Genomic DNA, 16,994 nt, shown 5'->3' with positions numbered 1-16,994 from the left:
AGATGGCAGGGAGTGACCATGGCCGACGTGACCAAGGAAACCGTGATCGAGGCGTTGCGCCGCGTGCGTGGTCCTGATCTGGAAGGCGATATCGTGTCGAGAAACATGGTTTCCGATGTGTTTATTGCCGATGGCAAGGTCTATTTCTCGATCTCCGTGCCCTCCGAACGGGCACAGGAACTGGAGCCGCTGCGGGTCGCCGCCGAACGGACCGTCAGGGATATACCGGGCGTCAAGGGCGCGCTCGTTACGCTGACGGCGGATCGCAAGGCCGGCAGTGCGCCGCCGCCGCGTCCAGCACCCGCCCAGGCCTCCCGCGGCCCCCAGGGCCACGCCCACGGCCATTCCCATGCCGCACCGCAAGGCGCAGGGCAGGGCCAGCGTCCGCAGAAGGCGGGCGTCCCGGGTGTCGGCGCCATCATCGCGGTCGCCTCCGGCAAGGGTGGCGTCGGCAAATCGACGACCGCCGTCAACCTGGCGCTCGGCCTCATCGCCAACGGCTTGAAGGTCGGCCTGCTCGATGCCGATATCTACGGCCCCTCGGTGCCGCGGCTGTTGAAGATTTCCGGCCGTCCGCAGCAGATCGAAAACCGCATCATCGTGCCGATGGAGAATTACGGCCTGAAGGCGATGTCCATGGGTTTTCTTGTGGAAGAGGAAGCGGCGATGATCTGGCGCGGGCCGATGGTGCAGTCGGCCATCCTGCAGATGTTGCGCGAGGTCGCCTGGGGTGAGCTCGACGTTCTGGTGGTCGACATGCCGCCCGGCACCGGCGATGCGCAGCTGACCATGGCGCAGCAGGTACCGCTTGCCGGTGCCGTCATCGTATCGACGCCGCAGGATCTGGCTCTCATCGATGCCCGCAAGGGCATTGCCATGTTCCGCAAGGTCGAGGTGCCGCTTCTCGGCATTATTGAAAACATGAGCTATTTCCTCGCGCCCGATACCGGCACGCGTTACGATATCTTCGGTCACGGCGGAGCAAAGGCCGAGGCGGAGCGCATCAAGGTGCCCTTCCTCGGCGAGGTGCCGCTGACCATGGACATCCGCGAAAATTCGGATGCGGGCACGCCGGTTGTCGTCTCCGATCCGTCCGGCCCGGCCGCCCGTATCTACCGCGAGATTGCCGCGCGTGTCTGGCAGGAGTTGACGGGACGTCCGCTGCGGGCAGCCCCCGCCATCGTCTTCGATTAACCGTCCGTGCGGGCGAATCGGGCTATCGCTTGCATTCGCCACCGGCGAGGCGTATAGGCGCATCCCGCTTGGGACGAGGGAACTGGAATCTGGCCCTAACGTTCAATTGTGTCGGTTAATCGGGCGCCGGCACGGAGACGCTGCGTGATCAAAGCCTACCGCGCCAACGGGTCTGAAACGGTCCTCATACCGGATCAATCCTCGTCCGGCCTTGCCGATGATATTGTCTGGATCGACCTTCTTCACCCGACGCCGGAGGAGGATCGTTTCGTCGAAAGCTTGCTCGACATTTCCGTTCCCACCCGCGACGAGTTGAAGGATATCGAACCTTCAAGCCGCCTTTATGTCGAAAAGACGAGCGTCTTCATGACGGCCTCGCTGGTCTGGCGGGCGGATACCGATGATCCGCAGTTGACGGACGTCGCCTTCATCCTCGCACGCGACCGGCTGCTGACCGTGCGTTATGCCGAGCCGAAATCGTTCCATCTCTTCGTTGCCGCCTTCGGGCGCGTTCCGGAAGACATGTCGAACGGCTGCGCCGTGCTGGCTCATCTGCTGGAAACCATTGCCGACCGCACGGCGGAAATTCTCGAAACGGCGATCGCCCGCATCGATGGGCTCTCCTCCGAGATCTTTCGTGACCGCGCAAGACGCCGTCCGCCGAAATTCCTCGAGGGCAAGCTTGCCGATATCGCCGAATGCCATCGGTTGATCGGCAAGGTGCGCGACAGCCTCGGTTCCTTGTCCCGCGTGCTGACCTTTTTGATGAACACCCATGCGGTGACGAGCGACAAGGACACCGCCAAGCTGTGCAAGACGGTGGCGCGTGACGTCGCCACGCTCTCCGAGCATGTCGGGTTTGTCGCGGCCAATATCTCGTTCCTGCTCGATGCCTCGCTCGGGCTGATCAATGTCGAGCAGAACGCCATCATCAAGATCTTCTCGATCGCCTCGGTGGTCTTCCTGCCGCCGACGCTGGTCGCCTCCATCTATGGCATGAACTTTCAGAACATGCCGGAGCTCGGCTGGAGCTTCGGTTATCCCATGGCACTCGTCGCGATGATCATTTCCGCGGTCGTGCCCTTTTATTTCTTCCGCTGGAAAGGCTGGCTCTGACGAGCCAGAGGGTCGGATGTCCGAACTCCATCATGAACATGCGCATGACGACAAAGGCCTGAAGAAATTCCTTGGCCTTGCGCTCGGCTCCGTCGGTGTCGTTTACGGCGATATCGGCACCAGCCCGCTTTATGCGTTTCGCGAGGCGCTGCGGCCGGTGTCTGCCGATGGCGTGACGCAATACGAGATCATTGGCATCATTTCGCTGATGATCTGGACGCTGACGATCATCGTCACGTTGAAATACGTCCTCTTTCTGTTGCGCGCCGATAACGACGGTGAAGGCGGCACCCTGTCGCTGCTTGCCATGCTGATGAAGACGGCGGGCGGTCATCGCGCAACGCTGATGGTGCTCGGCCTTATCGGGGCGGCGCTCTTTATGGGGGATGCGATGATCACGCCGGCGCTGTCGGTCATGTCGGCGGTCGAGGGCCTGAAACTCGTAACGCCGGCCTTCGATGAAGCGGTGCTGCCGATCTCGATGGTGATCCTGATTGCGCTGTTTGCCATCCAGTCCCAGGGCACCGGCATGGTGGCGCGTTTTTTCGGGCCGATCACCGCCGTCTGGTTTTTGGCCATGGCGGTCGCCGGCGTCTCGCATATTTTTGACGATCCGACGATCCTGCTTGCCTTCAACCCCTATTACGCAATCCTCTTCATGACGCAGGAAGGTTTTGTCGGCATTGTGGTGCTGGGCGCGGTGTTCCTGACCGTCACGGGCGCCGAGGCGCTGTATGCCGATCTCGGCCATTTTGGCCGCAAGCCCATCCAGTGGGCCTGGCTGGTGCTGGTGTTTCCGGCCCTCACGCTGAATTACCTGGGGCAGGGCGCCTTCGTGCTGAAGCAGCCGGAGGCCATGCAGAACCCCTTCTTCCTGATGTTTCCCTCCTGGGCGCTGCTGCCGATGGTAATTCTGGCGACGGCCGCCACCATCATTGCCAGCCAGGCGGTAATCACCGGCGCCTTTTCGCTGGTGCGCCAGGCGATCCATCTCGGTTATCTGCCGCGCATGGAAATCCTGTTTACCTCGGAAACCAATACCGGGCAGATCTTCCTGCCGGGCGTCAACATCCTGCTCCTGATCGGCGTTCTGGCCCTGGTGCTTGGTTTTGAAAGCTCGGATGCGCTTGCCACCGCCTATGGCATTTCGGTCACGGGGGCGATGGTCGTCACCACGCTGATGGCGTTCGAATTCGTCCGCAAGCGCTGGAACTGGCCGCGCAGCATCGCCTTTGTCACGCTTTTGCCGCTGCTTTCGCTTGAATTCGTCTTCCTTGGCGCGAACCTCCTGAAGATCCATGATGGCGGTTACGTGCCGGTGCTGATCGCGATCGTCTTTACCGTCGTCATGTGGACCTGGAAGCGCGGCACCAGCATTCTGGCGGAAAAGACCCGCCGGGCCGATGTGCCGCTTGCCACCTTTGCCGCTTCCATCGAACGTTCGATGGAAGCAAAAAGTGCGCACGCGCCGGTCAACGTGCCGGGCACGGCGATCTTCCTGACCAGCGATCCGGAATCGGCACCCGCCGCGCTGATGCACAACATCAAGCACAATCACGTCCTGCACGAAAAGAACGTCATCCTGACGATCCGCACCGTCAACAAGCCGCGCGTTTCCGCGGAAAACTCCTTCACCATCACCAAGCTGACGGAACGTTTTACGTTGATCGAACTGCGTTTCGGTTTCATGCAGTCGCAGAACGTCTCGCAGGCGCTGGGTTATTTGCGAAAGTGCGGCCTGAAGTTCGACATCATGTCGACCTCCTTTTATCTCGGCCGCCGAAAGCTGGTGCCGGATGCGGAATCGGGTATGCCCATGTGGCAGGACCGCCTGTTCATCGGGTTGGCGAACACGGCCATCGATCCGTCGGACTATTTCCACCTGCCTGCGAACCGTGTGGTCGAACTCGGCTCCCACGTTATTATTTAAGCAATATCTGATGCCGGAAGCGCCCGGATTTCCGGGCGTTAACCCTCCATTTAGGTTAATCCCACATTGTTTTCTCCAAGAGTGAAAGCGTCTTGGAGTTGCGTCTGTGCGTACGCGGAGTAACAGCAAGTCCCGCCGGTCCGTCATGGATCGCTGGGCATCCCCCGTCCTGTTCGGGTTTGCCGCATGGCTGATCTTCCCCTCCATCCCGGCCCAGGGTGATCTGGCCGATCTGCTCGCCGGTTTCGACCGGTCCGGCATGCAGTGGCGCATGGTGCTGACCAATTCGCCGGCCGGTTCGCTGCATGCGGCAGAACTCACCTTCCCGGAGGGCGAGGCACGGCTGATTGCCAATGCCGGCATGTCGCTGCCGGATGGCCGCAAGATCGCCTTCAACACACCGGACAAGAACGCCGACCAGACGCCGGACGAAGAGTGTGTCCGGCGCGCGGACAAGAAGGGGCGGGTGGTCGCCGTCGAACCCATGCAGCCGCCCAAGGCTTTTTCCGCCGGCTCCATCCTTCAGCGGTCCAGTTCGCTGCTCGATCCGCCGGCGAAGAAGACGGAACTGGTGGCCTTCGCCAAGGCGCCGAAAACGGCCGAACAGGTGCAGCTTGCCTCCTTCTATTTCCGTCGCGAGGAAAAGAAGACGCCTGACATTCCCCTTTCGCCTATGGTGGCAAGCCTGGTGACCAATGACCGGGCGGATGTGCTGGCGACGGCCTATGCCCCGCCGAAACCCGATTTTGCCCGGCAGTCGCCCTTCGACGCCATCCTGACCGAAAAGAAGGACAATGGCCGCTTCGTGCCGGAGATCAACCCGGACGATCACGCCTGGGCGGCGACGCCGTTGCCGCCGGCGGTGTTTTCCGCCGCGGAACAGCAGTGCCTCGCCTCCGGCATCTATTTCGAGGCGCGCGGGGAATCGGTGAAGGGCCAGGCGGCGGTCGCCCAGGTCATCCTCAACCGCGTGCGCAATCCAGCCTATCCCGATACGATCTGCGGCGTGGTCTACCAGAACGAGGACTGGCGCAACCGCTGCCAGTTTTCCTTTGCCTGCGACAATATCCGCGACCGCATTCGTTCGCGTGAGCACTGGGCGATGGCCCGCGAAGTGGCACTTGCGGTGACTGCGGGCAAGATCTGGCTGAAGGAGGTCGGCTCCTCCACGCATTACCATGCCGTCTATGTGCGGCCGAACTGGGCCCGCACCATGAAGAAGGTGGGGCGCATCGGCCTGCACGTCTTTTATCGCACCTATGGCGGCGGCTGGAGCTAAACGTCACCGATTCCCTGCGCGGTGTGTCGCAACTTTCGTCGGTTGTGGCTTAAAGCGCTGAAATTTCTCGGTTAATTTGTTCTGGATGAGCGTCTTGCGACGCCTTGACTATGGATGCGCGCAAAACTATGGTGCGCGCGACTTCAAAACGGGCCTGAAGGCGCTAATTTCCAGGGCTTAGAGAGTGGTTCGGACCGGGGCGGTTCGGGCAGGGCCTTGAGGGGGACGCGCTGATGACGGAAGACCGGGACGATAGTCTGGAGCAACGCCGGAAGAATTTGTCTGCCAAGCTGGCCGGACGAACAAAAGGCGAGGCTGCGGAGCGAGCCAGGGAGATGCAATCCGAGGAAAGCCGCAAAGGCATGGCCCTCGGGTTGAAGATATCTTCCGAATTCATAGCCGCGGTGGCCGTTGGTGCCATGCTGGGTTATCTGATCGACCGTTTTGTTGGCACTGCGCCGTGGGGGATGATCGTTTTTCTTCTTCTCGGTTTTTGTGCCGCAATTTTGAATGTGCTCCGTGCCGTCGGCATGGTCGCCAAGCCCGGGCCGTTCAAGCCCGGCGCCAAGGACGATCAGAGCGGTCACTGAGTGCCGGGTAGGCCCGGGTAGAGCAATGAGAACGATCTGTCGTTTTGACAGGTCATAGGCAAGAAAGAAGGTAGAGCGGTGGCAAACGATCCGACCCATCAGTTCCAGATCTCGAAGATCGTCCCGATTGAGATCGGCGGTATGGATTTCTCGTTCACCAATGCGTCCCTGTTCATGGTCGCAACGGTCGCCTGCGCAGCCGGCTTCCTGTATTTCTCGACCGCCAATCGCGGGCTGATCCCCAGCCGGTCGCAGTCGGTTGCGGAAATGTCCTATGAATTCATCGCCTCCATGCTGCGCGAAGGCGCCGGCAGCCATGGCATGAAGTTCTTCCCGATGGTCTTCACGCTGTTCATGTTCGTGCTGACCGCGAACCTGCTCGGCATGTTCCCTTACTTCTTCACCGTGACGAGCCAGATCATCGTGACCTTCGCGCTGGCGGTTTTCGTCATCGGTACGGTCGTGGTCTACGGCTTTTACAAACACGGTTTCCACTTCCTGAACGTCTTCGTTCCAAGCGGTGTTCCGGGCGTGCTTCTGCCGCTCGTCGTCGCAATCGAAATCATCTCTTTCCTGTCCCGCCCGATCTCGCTGTCGGTTCGTCTTTTCGCCAACATGCTGGCGGGTCACATCACGCTGAAGGTGTTCGCAGGCTTCGTCGCCTCGCTCGGAACCCTTGGCGCAATCGGAATCGGTGGCGCGATCCTGCCCCTGATCATGACGGTCGCTCTGACCGGTCTCGAATTCCTCGTAGCCTTCCTGCAGGCCTACGTCTTTGCGGTACTGACATGCATGTACCTCAACGACGCAGTCCATCCGGGCGGCCACTGAGGAGCGACATTGGCGTATTGAAGCGTCAGTCATCCGCCGCAACAACCCATTCGAAGGAGCATTCACATGGAAGCGGAAGCAGCAAAGTTCATCGGCGCAGGTCTGGCTTGCTTTGGCATGGCCGGCACGGCCCTCGGCCTCGGCAACATCTTCGGCAACTACCTCTCCGGCGCTCTGCGCAACCCGTCTGCCGCTGACAGCCAGTTCGGCCGTCTGGTATTCGGCTTCGCCGTTACGGAAGCTCTGGGCATCTTCTCGCTGCTCGTAGCTCTCCTCCTGCTGTTCGCCGTCTAATTCACGGCAACCGGATTGGGATCACGGCCGCACCTAAGCCTGGCCGTGATCCTTTTACATTGAATACCCCCTGGAGGTGATGATGTTCGTGACACCGGCATTCGCGCAACAAGGCGCGCCGGCCAATGGCGATACGCATGGAGCTGCTGGCAACGTGCATACGGAAACCGGTGTGGCCCATGGCGAACATGGCTCCGGCGTTTTTCCGCCGTTTGACCAGTCGACCTATCCGTCCCAGCTTCTGTGGCTGGTCATCACGTTCGGTTTCTTCTACCTGGTCATGCAGAAGGTGATCGTGCCCCGGATCGGTGGCATTCTCGAACACCGTCACGACCGCATTGCACAGGATCTTGATGAAGCATCCCGCCTGAAGGCGGAAGCCGATGCCGCCGTCGAGACCTATGAAAAGGAACTCGCAGCCGCACGCGGCAAGGCCGGCACGATTGCCGAGACCGCCCGCGAAGCTGCCAAGGCAAAGGCCAATGCCGACCGCGCCGCCATCGAAGCGGAACTGTCGGAAAAGCTTGCCGCCGCCGAAACCCGCATCGGTGACATCAAGGCGAAGGCTTTCGCCGAAGTGGGCGCCATTGCCGAAGAAACGGCCTCTGCCATCGTCGAGCAGCTGATCGGCCCCAAGGCCAGCACTGACGACGTAAAGGCTGCCGTTGCCGCCGCCAAAGTGGGAGCCTGATCGTCATGGCATTTGATGCAACTTTCTTTGCCTTCGTCGGCCTCGTCCTCTTCTTCGTCCTGATTGCCTACCTCAAGGTTCCGGGCATGATGGCGCAGGCGCTCGACAAGCGCGCCGACAATATCCGCGACGAGCTGGAACAGGCCAAGCGCCTGCGCGAGGAAGCCCAGGCTCTGCTCGCCGAATACCAGCGCAAGCGCAAGGAAGCCGAAGCGGAAGCCGCCAACATCGTGGCCGCTGCCGAACGTGAAGCTGCGATGATCACCGAGGAAGCCCGTCAGAAGACGGAGGAGTTCGTGGCTCGCCGTAATGCTCTCTCCGAGCAGAAGATCCGTCAGGCGGAAGCCGATGCGATCGGTGCCGTCCGCTCTGCAGCCGTGGATCTCGCTGTTGCCGCTGCCGAAAAGGTCATCGCCGCCAAGGCCGATGCCTCGACCCAGCAGGCGCTCTTCAGCCATTCGATCGGTCAAGTGAAGGCGCGCCTGAACTGATCAGGCGGCGCATCCGCCAGATATCAGTAAGTGTTAAGGCCGGGTTCGCCCGGCCTTTTTGCGTTTATGAGGGTCAAGCGGGCACGGGCAGGCGATCAAGCGGTGCGCAGCCAAAGGCGGCGAAGGAAGCGCGTACCGGGCCTTGGCTCTGCCCGGAGCGCGGCACCGGCACGACATCAGTCCTTGCGCAAGGGGCGAAAACTCATGCGGTGCAGCGGGCAGGGGCCATCCTTCTCGATGGCACGCCGGTGCTGGGCGGTGCCATAACCGGCATGGCTGGCAAACCCATAGGCCGGATAGACCTCGTGCGCCCGCGCCATCATCCGGTCGCGGGTGACCTTGGCGATGATCGAGGCCGCGGCAATCGACACGGAACGCGCATCGCCCTGGATCACCGCTTTGGCGCTGCACGGAATGCCGGGTGGAATATCGCGACCGTCCGTCAGCACATAGGCCGGTGCAACGCAAAGCCCGAGCACGGCGCGACGCATCGCATCCAGGCTGGCGCGCAGAATGTTGCGTTCGTCGATCAGGGTAGGGCCGGAACTCGCGATCGAGACGTGGGCCGTCGCCAGGATCTCGTCGAACAGCCGCTCTCGCTGTTTGGCCGTCAGTTGCTTGGAATCATTGAGGCCGACCGGAATATGATCCGGATCGAGGATGACCGCTGCCGCCACCACCGGGCCCGCCAGCGGCCCCCGCCCGGCTTCATCCGTTCCTGCCACCGGCCAGTGACCGGCAGCGCGGGCGGCAAGCTCCAGCGAAAAATCCGGCGCCAGAGGGCCAGCGTCGAAAAGGCTCGGAGAATCGGGTGGCGTGCGTTTCAACATGCGGCATTCACTCGCACGCGCACCCGATCTCCTGCAAGCCCTGGCGAAGCGGTGAGGCGGCAACGCTTGCGACCATCCAAGGGGACAGGATGGTTCCAGGGCTCTCCGGCAGGCCGAGGCGGCGGACCTTGCCGAAATCTTCAGAGTGTATAACGCCGGCTCTGGCCGGCCGGATCATTCACAACAACGACAGCTGCACGCCGCCGCCGGCAGGCGCAATGAACAGATCGTCGCGAAGCGCCACACCGCGCCGACCGAGCCCCAGACGTTTGGCCGCGATCTCGAAGCGGCGGGAAATCTGCCAGGCATAGGGGCCGGCGCCTTTCATGCGCTTGCCGAATTCCGCGTCGTAGTCCTTGCCGCCGCGCATCGAGCGGATCAGCGACATCACATGCCGGTAGCGGTCCGGATAGTTGCGCAGCAGCCAGTCCCGAAAGAGGGGGCTCACCTCGAGCGGCAGCCGGAGCAGAATGTAACTGGCGGTGGTTGCTCCCGCGGCCTGCGCGGCCTCCAGAATGCGCTCGAGTTCATGGTCGTTCAGCGCCGGAATGATCGGTGAGGCAAGAACACTGGTCGGAATGCCCGCCTCCGTCAGCTGGCGGATCGCCTCCAGCCGCTTGGCCGGCGTGGACGCCCTCGGCTCCATGCTCCGGGCAAGTTTGCGGTCGAGCGTCGTCACCGACAGCGCCACCTTGGCCAGCCCCTTGGCCGCCATCTCGGACAGGATGTCGATATCGCGTGTCACGAGCGCCGATTTGGTCACGATCATCACCGGATGATTGGCCTTGGCCAGCACCTCGAGAAGCTGGCGCATGATCCGCCATTCCTTCTCGATCGGCTGATAGGGATCGGTGTTGGTGCCAATCGCAATCGGCTTTACCTTGTATTCGCGTCGGCTGAGCTCCCGCTCCAGAAGCCGAGGTGCATCCGGTTTGGCAAACAGCTTCGTTTCGAAATCGAGACCGGCGGACAGGCCCATATAGCTGTGCGTCGGCCGGGCAAAACAATAGATGCAGCCATGTTCGCAGCCACGATAGGGGTTCACCGACCGGTCGAAGGGAATGTCGGGGGATTCGTTGCGGGTGATCGCCGTCTTCGGTTTTTCCACCTGCACGTCGGTCTTGAAGGGTTCGAGGTCCTCCAGCGTCTGCCAGCCGTCGTCGAACACTTCCCGACGCAGTTCCTCGAACCGCCCGCTCGGGTTCAACCCCGCGCCGCGGCCGCGCCGGCGATCGACCTCGATCCTGAGGCCGGAAGCCTGCACCAGGCTATCGGCAATATCAGCCGTATGAGCAGGCGCGAATGCGTCCTGCTGCAACTGGGACAGCTCGTTCATGGGAAACTCCTGCGGTGAACTCCCCGTCCACCGTGACAAGATTCCTACTGCAGAAATGAGAACAATGCAAGAACAAATTCCGTGTGACAGCTTTGTGGCAATTCCTGCTGCGATGCGATAAGCATGCATCATGCTGACTGTTTTACTGGAATGCCGCGATCAGGAATCGGAGCTGGCACAGACCCTGTCTGTGCTGGTCACGGGTGCCGTGGAGGGGCTCGTGAGCGATGTGGCCGTGCTCGATTGTGGCTCCAGCGATGCCTCGCCGCGGGTGGCCGATGCCGCCGGTTGCCGGTTCCATCAGGACTGGGACCTGCGTGATGTGCTGCAGGCGGCGCGTGGCGAGTGGCTGTTCCTCATCGAACCCGGTGCCCGGCCGCAGATCGGCTGGGTGGAGGAGGTGACGGAGCATATTGCCATGAACCGCCAGCCGGCCCGGTTTTCGCCATCGCGCAACCATCGGCGTCCGCTGTTTCGACGCCTGCTGTCGCCGGTCCCGCCGCTTGAGCAGGGTCTGATCCTGCGCAAGGCAGAAGCGATGGCGCAGGCGAAAGCCGGCATGCGGCTTGTGGATCTAGCCGGTGGCCACAAGCCGTTCCAGCTGATCAGCGAGATTGTTCCTGCCTGGGCGACCCGTCCCTGATGGGCGACATCAGCCTTTTCCGCCGCGTCTCAAATGTTCGTCCAGGCGCGGCATGATTTCCACGAAATTGCAGGGCATGTGCCGATAGTCGAGCTGCGCGCGCAAAATGCCGTCCCATGCATCCTTGCAGGCGCCGGGCGAGCCGGGCAACACGAAGATGAAGGTGGCATTGGCCACGCCGCCGGTCGCGCGCGACTGGATGGTGGACGTGCCGATCTTGTCGTAGGAAATGCGGTGGAAGACTTCCGAAAAACCGTCCATGCGCTTTTCGAATAGCGGTTCCAGCGCCTCCGGCGTTACGTCACGGCCGGTAAACCCCGTGCCGCCGGTGGTGATCACCACATCGATCTCATCATGCAAAGTCCAGCTGCGCACCTGCTCGAAGATCGCCTCGCGTTCGTCGGGGACGATCACTCGGGAAATCAGCCGGTGGCCAGCTTCCGTAATACGCTGCACCAATGTGTCGCCGGATTTGTCATTGTCCAGGCGGCGTGTATCGGAGACGGTCAGGACGGCAATGCCGACTGGAATGAAGGGGCGGCTTTCGTCGATACGGTCCATCATGCGTCTCCCGGCAGCGTGCGTGTCGCCTTGATATAGGCCTCGGGAAAGCGGGCTGCCAGTTGTTCGCTCGCTGCAATGGCGTCCCGCTCCGCGGCATAGAGGCCAAAACAGGTGGCGCCGGAGCCGGACATGCGGGCAAGGCGGGCGCCGCTCTCCTCCAGCGCGGTGATCAGTTGCCCGATCACCGAGACAAGGCTGCGGGCCGGCGGCTCCAGGTCGTTGCGCTGGTCTTTGAGGTAATCGAGCCAGACAGAGGCATCGCCGGAAGGCGGCAGGGGAGGCAGGGGCGCATTGTCACGTCGCTCCAGCCGCCGGAAGATCTCCGGGGTGGATACACCGATCAGCGGGTTGACCAGCACCATGGAGAAGGCCGGCAGCGCAACCGGCGTCAGCGCCTCGCCAATGCCACGGGCGATCAGCGGTCGGCTGGAGAGGCACATCGGCACATCGGCGCCGAGCTTCAGCGCAAGCACAGCCAGCGCTTCATCCGGCAGTGTGGCGTTCCAAAACCTTTGTAGGCCGCGCAAGGTCGCCGCCGCATCGGCAGAGCCGCCGCCAATGCCGGCGGCAATCGGCAGGTCCTTGTCGAGGTGGATATGCACCGGCGGGGCTGCGTGGCCAAGCTCCTGAAGCGCCAGCCGCAACAGATCGCGCGCCTTGACCACGAGATTGTCGCCCTCGGCATCGAGAAGAGCCCCGAAACGACCGCCAAGCGTCAGCCGGTCGGCGGCAGAGGACGCGAAGCGCAGCCCATCGCCCGCTTCGGCAAACGTCACCAGGCTGTCGAGCAGATGATAGCCATCCGCCCGCCGGCCGGTCACATGCAGCGCGAGATTGATTTTCGCACGCGCTGTTTCGTGGATGGATGGATCCATCGATCAGTCTTGGACGGCAGGCAGCTTCAGCACCTGGCCCGGCTGCAGCCGGTTCGGATTGCGCTTCAGGTCCGGGTTGAGATCGATGATCTCCTGAGCCCGGTCCCGGTCGCCCAGCCGTTCTGCTGCGATCTTCCACAATGTGTCGCCGGCATTGACGATGTATTCCAGCGGTTCCGCCGCTCCCTTGGTCGCATCCGTTGCTGCCTGCGGCACGGTCGCGCCGGGGGCGGCCATCGCGGTGTTGACCGGCGGCGTTGGCGCCTCCGTCAGGCCTTCGCGGATCTTCTGTTCGATCTTCGGGATCTCGGTCAGCTCCGGTTTCATGGTCAGCGCCCGCTGCCACTGGAAACCGGCTTCGAGCTTGCGGCCCACACGCCAGTAGGCGTCACCCAGATGGTCGTTGATCGTCGCGTCGCCGGCGCGCAGCTGCACCGCGCGTTCCAGCTCTTCCACCGCGTCGTCATACCGGCCGAGGCGATAATAGGCCCAGCCGAGCGAATCGACGATGTAGCCGTCATCGGGCCGCAGATCGACCGCCTTGCGGATCATCTGCAGGCCTTCTTCCAGGTTGCGGTTCATGTCCACCCAGGAATAACCGAGATAGTTCAGAACCTGCGGCTGGTCGGGATTAAGTTCCAGCGCTTTGCGGAAATTCGGCTCCGCCTTGTCCCATTCCTTCAGCCGCTCATAGGCAATGCCGCGCTGGAAGAAGACCGACCAGTCGGTGGCGCGCGGCACGGGGCCGATCACCTCGACGGCCTTGTCGTAATTGCGCGCCATTTCGGCATAGTCTTTTGCATCCGAAAGCACGCTGCCATAGGCGATATAACTGCGGATGTCGCTCGGATCGGACTCGATCAGCGACTTCAGGTGCTCGCGGGCAGCCGTCACGTCGCCGGTCTGGGCCAGCGTCAGGCCAAGCTGCAGCTCGGAAATCCGCCGCATCGGCGAATCCGCCGGCACGCGGCCGTAAAGCTCGATCGCCTGTTTCGGCATTTCCAGCTTTTCGGCAATGCCGCCGAGCAGGATCAGCGTGTCGGCGCTTTTCGGGTCCAGCGCATGCGAGATCTGCAGATAGAGCGAGACCATTTCCTCGGCACCCTGGCGGTTCAGGGCACTGCCGATGGAAAACAGAACCGAGGCCGCACCGGCGGTCGCGGTGGTGATCTGCTGCTCGGGCTTCTCCCCCTTCTCGATGCTGTCGCGCAGTGCCTTCAGCGGGGCGTAATTGGTGATCTGACGTTCGGCCACCGCAATCGCATCCAGCGCCTTGCGTTTGTTGCCTTCGGAGGCTTCCAGCCGTGCGAGTGCCATCACGGCGCGCATGAAGGTGTCCGGCGTCGTGGCAATCGCCTCTTCGCTGGTAATGGCCGCCGTCAGGTGGCGACGCGCGGTTGCATTGTCACCGGAAACCAGCGCCATTGCGCCCATGTGATATTCGGTAAAGGCCTTGAACCAGTCCGGCCCTTTGAGGTTGCGGATGGTCTTGATCCCGTCCGCACCCTTGCCGGCGCCCACTTTTGCCCAGCCGCTCATCAGCTGGTGGGTCAGGCGATCGAGATCGTTCGCACCCGTATAGGCCAGCAACTTTTCGGCCTGGGCGTAATCGCCACGGCGAATGGCGTCGAGCCCGCGCACGATGGTGGTGACACGCTCGACGGCGGCATCCTCCTTCAGCGCGTCCGCCTGCTTCAGGCCCTCGTCGAACTGGCCGTTCATCAGGAGCGAGATCATCAGCCGTTCGCGGATGTCCACATTGGCCGGCTCGAAGGCAAGCGCCTTCTGGTAGAGCGCGATGGCGGTCGGATAGTCATGGTCCACGTCAGCCGTGCGCGCAGCCAGGAAGGCACCGGAGAAGGTGTTCACCGTGTCGGGCGAGAAGGTGACGTCTTCGGTGACCGGATTGTCCGCTGCTGATGCCAGCTGGGTGTGAGCCGAACCCAGAAGCATGAGCGCCCCGAGTGCCGCGCCGGAGAGCAGACGAAGGGCAAATTTCTGCCGCATGAAGGTGCCTTTCATGAAGAGCATGGGACGGCTCGGTGGCCGTCATGAATCCTGCGCCGATGATTCACGACAGAATGGCTTTTTTGGAGCAGGACCGCAAGAATCTGAAGGCATTCGATGAGGGTGCATTCACACCCTCACGGTTAGTTGACGCGGTCGATGCAGAAATCGATCACTTCCATGAGCGCCGCCTTGTGGGCAGACGCGGGCAGCGGCGACAGCGCATCGCGGGCAATTGCTCCATAATGCTTGGCGCGCGCAATGGTGTCGGTCAGGCCGTTGTATTTGGTGATCAGGCCGAGCGCCCGCTCCAGGTTCGCGTCAGAGCTTTCGCCCTGTTCGATGGCCGTCTTCCAGAAGGCGCGGTCTTCGGCGCTGCCGCGGCGATAGGAGAGGATCACGGGAAGAGTGATCTTGCCTTCGCGGAAATCGTCGCCGACATTCTTGCCGAGATCGGCTGCCTTGCCGCCGTAATCCAGCGCATCATCGACCAGCTGGAAGGCGAGACCAAGGTTCATGCCGTAGGATTTCAGCGCAGCCCGGCTCGCTTTGTCGGTATCGGCAATGATCGGGCCGACTTCGGCTGCCGCGGCAAACAGCGCCGCCGTCTTGGCGCGGATGACGGAGAGATAGTCGTCTTCCGTCGTTTCCATGTTCTTGGCGACGGACAGCTGCAGAACCTCGCCTTCGGCGATCACGGAGGCCGCAGTCGCCAGAACGTCGAGCGCTTCCAGCGAGCCGACCTCGACCATCATCTTGAAAGCCTGGCCGAGCAGGAAATCGCCCACCAGCACGCTCGCCTGGTTGCCCCAGATCATCCGCGCGGTGGACTTGCCGCGCCGCATGTCGCTTTCATCCACCACATCGTCATGCAGAAGTGTCGCGGTGTGCATGAATTCGACGCTGGTGGCGAGCTTGATATGGCCGTCCCCCCGGTAACCGAACATTTCGGCTGCGGCGAGCGTCAGCATCGGGCGCAGGCGTTTGCCGCCGGAGGAGATCAGGTGATTGGCGACCTCGGGGATCATCTCGACGTCCGAGCCAGCCTTGGAGAGGATCAGCTGGTTCACCCGGTCCATGTCCGCCTTCGTCAGATCAACGAGCGGCTGGACGGATGCCTGCTTGCTTTTGCCCTCTTCGAGCGGAATAACGACGCCCAATGACATGGCCTCCTGTTCAAATTTTGCGCCGGACAATAGAAAGGGGAGCCTGTTGCGGCAAGGGGCAAATCCCGAAATGGACAAGAATTGAGATGGTTTGACGCAGATGAAAGAATTGATCCGCACCAATGATGCGGTTGTCCTGTCCTTTGCGACAAGTCTCCTCACCGATGCCGGCATCCATTGCCTCATCGCCGACCAATCCATGAGCATTCTCGAAGGGTCCCTCGGGCTGCTGCCACGCCGGCTTCTGGTGGAGACGGAACGGGCAGACGAGGCGCGGCGCCTGATGATCGATGCGGGTCTTGGCGCGGAGCTGAAGGATGCCGATGGCTGATCCCGTGACCGATCCCGTGAGTGGCCCGACGACCGATACGATCGACGCCTTCCATCGCGGCCGTTTTCATCTCGTGCAGCCGAAGAGCGGCGGCCATCGCGCCGGCATGGACGCCATGATGCTCGCCGCGCTGGTGGTGGCAGAAGGTCCGGTGCGGGTTGCCGACCTCGGCGCCGGTGCCGGTGCTGCGGGCCTTGCGGTTGCGGCACGCATCGAAGAGGCGGAGGTGACGCTGTTCGAGCGCTCGGAGCTGATGGCGGATTATGCCCGCCGGACGCTCGCTCTTCCGGACAATGCCGCTTTGGCGCCGCGGATGCAGGTGGTGGAAGCGGACGTGACCCTGCGCGGCAAACCCCGTGTCGAAGCCGGGCTGCTCGACGATCATTTCCACCATGTCATCATGAACCCGCCCTTCAACGATGGCCGCGACCGCCGCACGCCCAATGTCCTGAAGGCAGAAGCGCATGCCATGACGGAGGATCTGTTCGAGGCCTGGATCCGCACCGCCGGCGCGATCATGATCCCCGGCGGACAGCTCTCTCTGATCGCGCGGCCGGAATCGGTCGCCGAGATCATTGCCGCCTGTGGCCGGCGTTTCGGCGGGCTGGAACTGACCGCCATCCATCCGCGCCCCGGCGAGGATGCGATCCGCCTGCTCGTCACCGCCATCAAGGGATCACGGGCTCGGCTGAAATGGCGCGCGCCGCTTCTGATGCACGATCGGGATGGTCATGCCTTTGCGCCCTTCGTGGATGACCTGAACAATGGCCGCGCCGCCTATCCCCGCCGCTGACGCGCACCATGACGCCCTCTTTGCGGCGCATGA

Annotated in this window: 18 protein-coding genes; 12 read left to right on the top strand and 6 right to left on the bottom strand. The window is 62.4% G+C overall.

The window, feature by feature from the left end:
* The first annotated feature begins 18 nt into the window (after nt 1-18).
* From OU993_RS03305 to OU993_RS03265, 9 genes are all read left to right on the top strand, one after another.
* Nucleotides 19-1,194 carry an Mrp/NBP35 family ATP-binding protein gene (locus OU993_RS03305; protein WP_268154827.1) on the top strand — a complete coding sequence of 392 codons (1,176 nt, stop codon included), beginning with the start codon at nt 19-21 and terminating at the stop codon, nt 1,192-1,194.
* Between the two features lie 144 nt (nt 1,195-1,338).
* A complete protein-coding gene (locus tag OU993_RS03300; RefSeq protein WP_268154826.1) occupies nt 1,339-2,310 on the top strand; it encodes a magnesium transporter CorA family protein in 972 nt (323 codons plus the stop codon).
* Between the two features lie 16 nt (nt 2,311-2,326).
* Nucleotides 2,327-4,240, top strand: coding sequence for a potassium transporter Kup (locus OU993_RS03295; RefSeq protein ID WP_268154825.1), 1,914 nt, complete (start codon nt 2,327-2,329; stop codon nt 4,238-4,240).
* Between the two features lie 145 nt (nt 4,241-4,385).
* Nucleotides 4,386-5,519: a cell wall hydrolase gene (locus OU993_RS03290; RefSeq protein WP_268157484.1), complete on the top strand. Its 1,134-nt coding sequence runs from the start codon at nt 4,386-4,388 to the stop codon at nt 5,517-5,519.
* Nucleotides 5,520-5,752: 233 nt separating this feature from the next.
* Entirely contained in the window at nt 5,753-6,109 is a 357-nt protein-coding gene (locus OU993_RS03285; RefSeq protein WP_268154824.1) for an AtpZ/AtpI family protein, read from the top strand.
* Between the two features lie 78 nt (nt 6,110-6,187).
* The gene (locus tag OU993_RS03280) at nt 6,188-6,940 is read left to right on the top strand and encodes a F0F1 ATP synthase subunit A (RefSeq protein WP_268154823.1); all 753 of its coding nucleotides are present in this window, start codon (nt 6,188-6,190) and stop codon (nt 6,938-6,940) included.
* Between the two features lie 66 nt (nt 6,941-7,006).
* Nucleotides 7,007-7,234 carry a F0F1 ATP synthase subunit C gene (locus OU993_RS03275; protein ID WP_010026583.1) on the top strand — a complete coding sequence of 76 codons (228 nt, stop codon included), beginning with the start codon at nt 7,007-7,009 and terminating at the stop codon, nt 7,232-7,234.
* Nucleotides 7,235-7,316: 82 nt separating this feature from the next.
* The gene (locus OU993_RS03270) at nt 7,317-7,925 is read left to right on the top strand and encodes a F0F1 ATP synthase subunit B (protein WP_268154822.1); all 609 of its coding nucleotides are present in this window, start codon (nt 7,317-7,319) and stop codon (nt 7,923-7,925) included.
* 5 nt (nt 7,926-7,930) lie between these two features.
* Complete coding sequence (locus OU993_RS03265) at nt 7,931-8,416, top strand: F0F1 ATP synthase subunit B (protein ID WP_268154821.1); 486 nt, start codon at nt 7,931-7,933, stop codon at nt 8,414-8,416.
* Nucleotides 8,417-8,592: 176 nt separating this feature from the next.
* Here OU993_RS03265 and OU993_RS03260 read toward each other — a convergent pair whose 3' ends face one another.
* Nucleotides 8,593-9,246 carry a ribonuclease HII gene (locus OU993_RS03260; protein ID WP_268154820.1) on the bottom strand — a complete coding sequence of 218 codons (654 nt, stop codon included), beginning with the start codon at nt 9,244-9,246 and terminating at the stop codon, nt 8,593-8,595.
* A gap of 178 nt (nt 9,247-9,424) precedes the next feature.
* A complete protein-coding gene (locus tag OU993_RS03255) occupies nt 9,425-10,582 on the bottom strand; it encodes a PA0069 family radical SAM protein (protein WP_268154819.1) in 1,158 nt (385 codons plus the stop codon).
* A 130-nt stretch (nt 10,583-10,712) separates the two neighbouring features.
* On the opposite strand from OU993_RS03255, the gene OU993_RS03250 reads away from it, so the two are divergent.
* The gene (locus OU993_RS03250) at nt 10,713-11,225 is read left to right on the top strand and encodes a glycosyl transferase (protein WP_268154818.1); all 513 of its coding nucleotides are present in this window, start codon (nt 10,713-10,715) and stop codon (nt 11,223-11,225) included.
* A 9-nt stretch (nt 11,226-11,234) separates the two neighbouring features.
* On the opposite strand, the gene moaB is transcribed toward OU993_RS03250, so the two are convergent.
* The 4 genes from moaB to OU993_RS03230 all read right to left on the bottom strand — a co-directional run bounded on the left by moaB (nt 11,235) and on the right by OU993_RS03230 (nt 15,831).
* Complete coding sequence (gene moaB, locus OU993_RS03245; RefSeq protein WP_268154817.1) at nt 11,235-11,786, bottom strand: molybdenum cofactor biosynthesis protein B; 552 nt, start codon at nt 11,784-11,786, stop codon at nt 11,235-11,237.
* Nucleotides 11,786-12,664 (bottom strand): 4-(cytidine 5'-diphospho)-2-C-methyl-D-erythritol kinase, encoded by an 879-nt coding sequence (locus OU993_RS03240; protein WP_268154816.1) that lies wholly within the window; start codon nt 12,662-12,664, stop codon nt 11,786-11,788. Before OU993_RS03240 ends, moaB begins: the two co-directional genes overlap by 1 nt.
* A gap of 3 nt (nt 12,665-12,667) precedes the next feature.
* Complete coding sequence (locus tag OU993_RS03235) at nt 12,668-14,671, bottom strand: tetratricopeptide repeat protein (protein ID WP_268157483.1); 2,004 nt, start codon at nt 14,669-14,671, stop codon at nt 12,668-12,670.
* A gap of 143 nt (nt 14,672-14,814) precedes the next feature.
* Nucleotides 14,815-15,831, bottom strand: a complete 1,017-nt coding sequence (locus tag OU993_RS03230) for a polyprenyl synthetase family protein (RefSeq protein ID WP_268157482.1) — start codon at nt 15,829-15,831, stop codon at nt 14,815-14,817.
* 106 nt (nt 15,832-15,937) lie between these two features.
* On the opposite strand from OU993_RS03230, the gene OU993_RS03225 reads away from it, so the two are divergent.
* Entirely contained in the window at nt 15,938-16,168 is a 231-nt protein-coding gene (locus OU993_RS03225; protein ID WP_268154815.1) for a putative signal transducing protein, read from the top strand.
* Nucleotides 16,161-16,961: a tRNA1(Val) (adenine(37)-N6)-methyltransferase gene (locus OU993_RS03220; protein ID WP_268154814.1), complete on the top strand. Its 801-nt coding sequence runs from the start codon at nt 16,161-16,163 to the stop codon at nt 16,959-16,961. The genes OU993_RS03225 and OU993_RS03220 overlap by 8 nt, the downstream gene beginning before the upstream one ends.
* The last annotated feature ends 33 nt before the right edge of the window (nt 16,962-16,994 follow it).

It is taken from the genome of Rhizobium sp. SL86 (genome assembly GCF_026672545.1).
GTDB lineage: Bacteria > Pseudomonadota > Alphaproteobacteria > Rhizobiales > Rhizobiaceae > Neorhizobium.
This window is presented reverse-complemented; position numbering and strand designations above follow the sequence as displayed.

What these genes read in the sequence shown, in the direction of transcription:
- OU993_RS03305 (WP_268154827.1), top strand. Translation starts at nt 19, where the DNA reads ATGGCCGACGTGACCAAGGAAACCGTGATCGAGGCGTTGCGCCGCGTG.
- OU993_RS03295 (WP_268154825.1), top strand. Translation starts at nt 2,327, where the DNA reads ATGTCCGAACTCCATCATGAACATGCGCATGACGACAAAGGCCTGAAG.
- OU993_RS03290 (WP_268157484.1), top strand. Translation starts at nt 4,386, where the DNA reads ATGGATCGCTGGGCATCCCCCGTCCTGTTCGGGTTTGCCGCATGGCTG.
- OU993_RS03285 (WP_268154824.1), top strand. Translation starts at nt 5,753, where the DNA reads ATGACGGAAGACCGGGACGATAGTCTGGAGCAACGCCGGAAGAATTTG.
- OU993_RS03275 (WP_010026583.1), top strand. Translation starts at nt 7,007, where the DNA reads ATGGAAGCGGAAGCAGCAAAGTTCATCGGCGCAGGTCTGGCTTGCTTT.
- OU993_RS03270 (WP_268154822.1), top strand. Translation starts at nt 7,317, where the DNA reads ATGTTCGTGACACCGGCATTCGCGCAACAAGGCGCGCCGGCCAATGGC.
- OU993_RS03265 (WP_268154821.1), top strand. Translation starts at nt 7,931, where the DNA reads ATGGCATTTGATGCAACTTTCTTTGCCTTCGTCGGCCTCGTCCTCTTC.
- OU993_RS03260 (WP_268154820.1), bottom strand. Translation starts at nt 9,246, where the DNA reads ATGTTGAAACGCACGCCACCCGATTCTCCGAGCCTTTTCGACGCTGGC.
- OU993_RS03255 (WP_268154819.1), bottom strand. Translation starts at nt 10,582, where the DNA reads ATGAACGAGCTGTCCCAGTTGCAGCAGGACGCATTCGCGCCTGCTCAT.
- OU993_RS03250 (WP_268154818.1), top strand. Translation starts at nt 10,713, where the DNA reads ATGCTGACTGTTTTACTGGAATGCCGCGATCAGGAATCGGAGCTGGCA.
- moaB (WP_268154817.1), bottom strand. Translation starts at nt 11,786, where the DNA reads ATGGACCGTATCGACGAAAGCCGCCCCTTCATTCCAGTCGGCATTGCC.
- OU993_RS03240 (WP_268154816.1), bottom strand. Translation starts at nt 12,664, where the DNA reads ATGGATCCATCCATCCACGAAACAGCGCGTGCGAAAATCAATCTCGCG.
- OU993_RS03235 (WP_268157483.1), bottom strand. Translation starts at nt 14,671, where the DNA reads ATGCGGCAGAAATTTGCCCTTCGTCTGCTCTCCGGCGCGGCACTCGGG.
- OU993_RS03225 (WP_268154815.1), top strand. Translation starts at nt 15,938, where the DNA reads ATGAAAGAATTGATCCGCACCAATGATGCGGTTGTCCTGTCCTTTGCG.
- OU993_RS03220 (WP_268154814.1), top strand. Translation starts at nt 16,161, where the DNA reads ATGGCTGATCCCGTGACCGATCCCGTGAGTGGCCCGACGACCGATACG.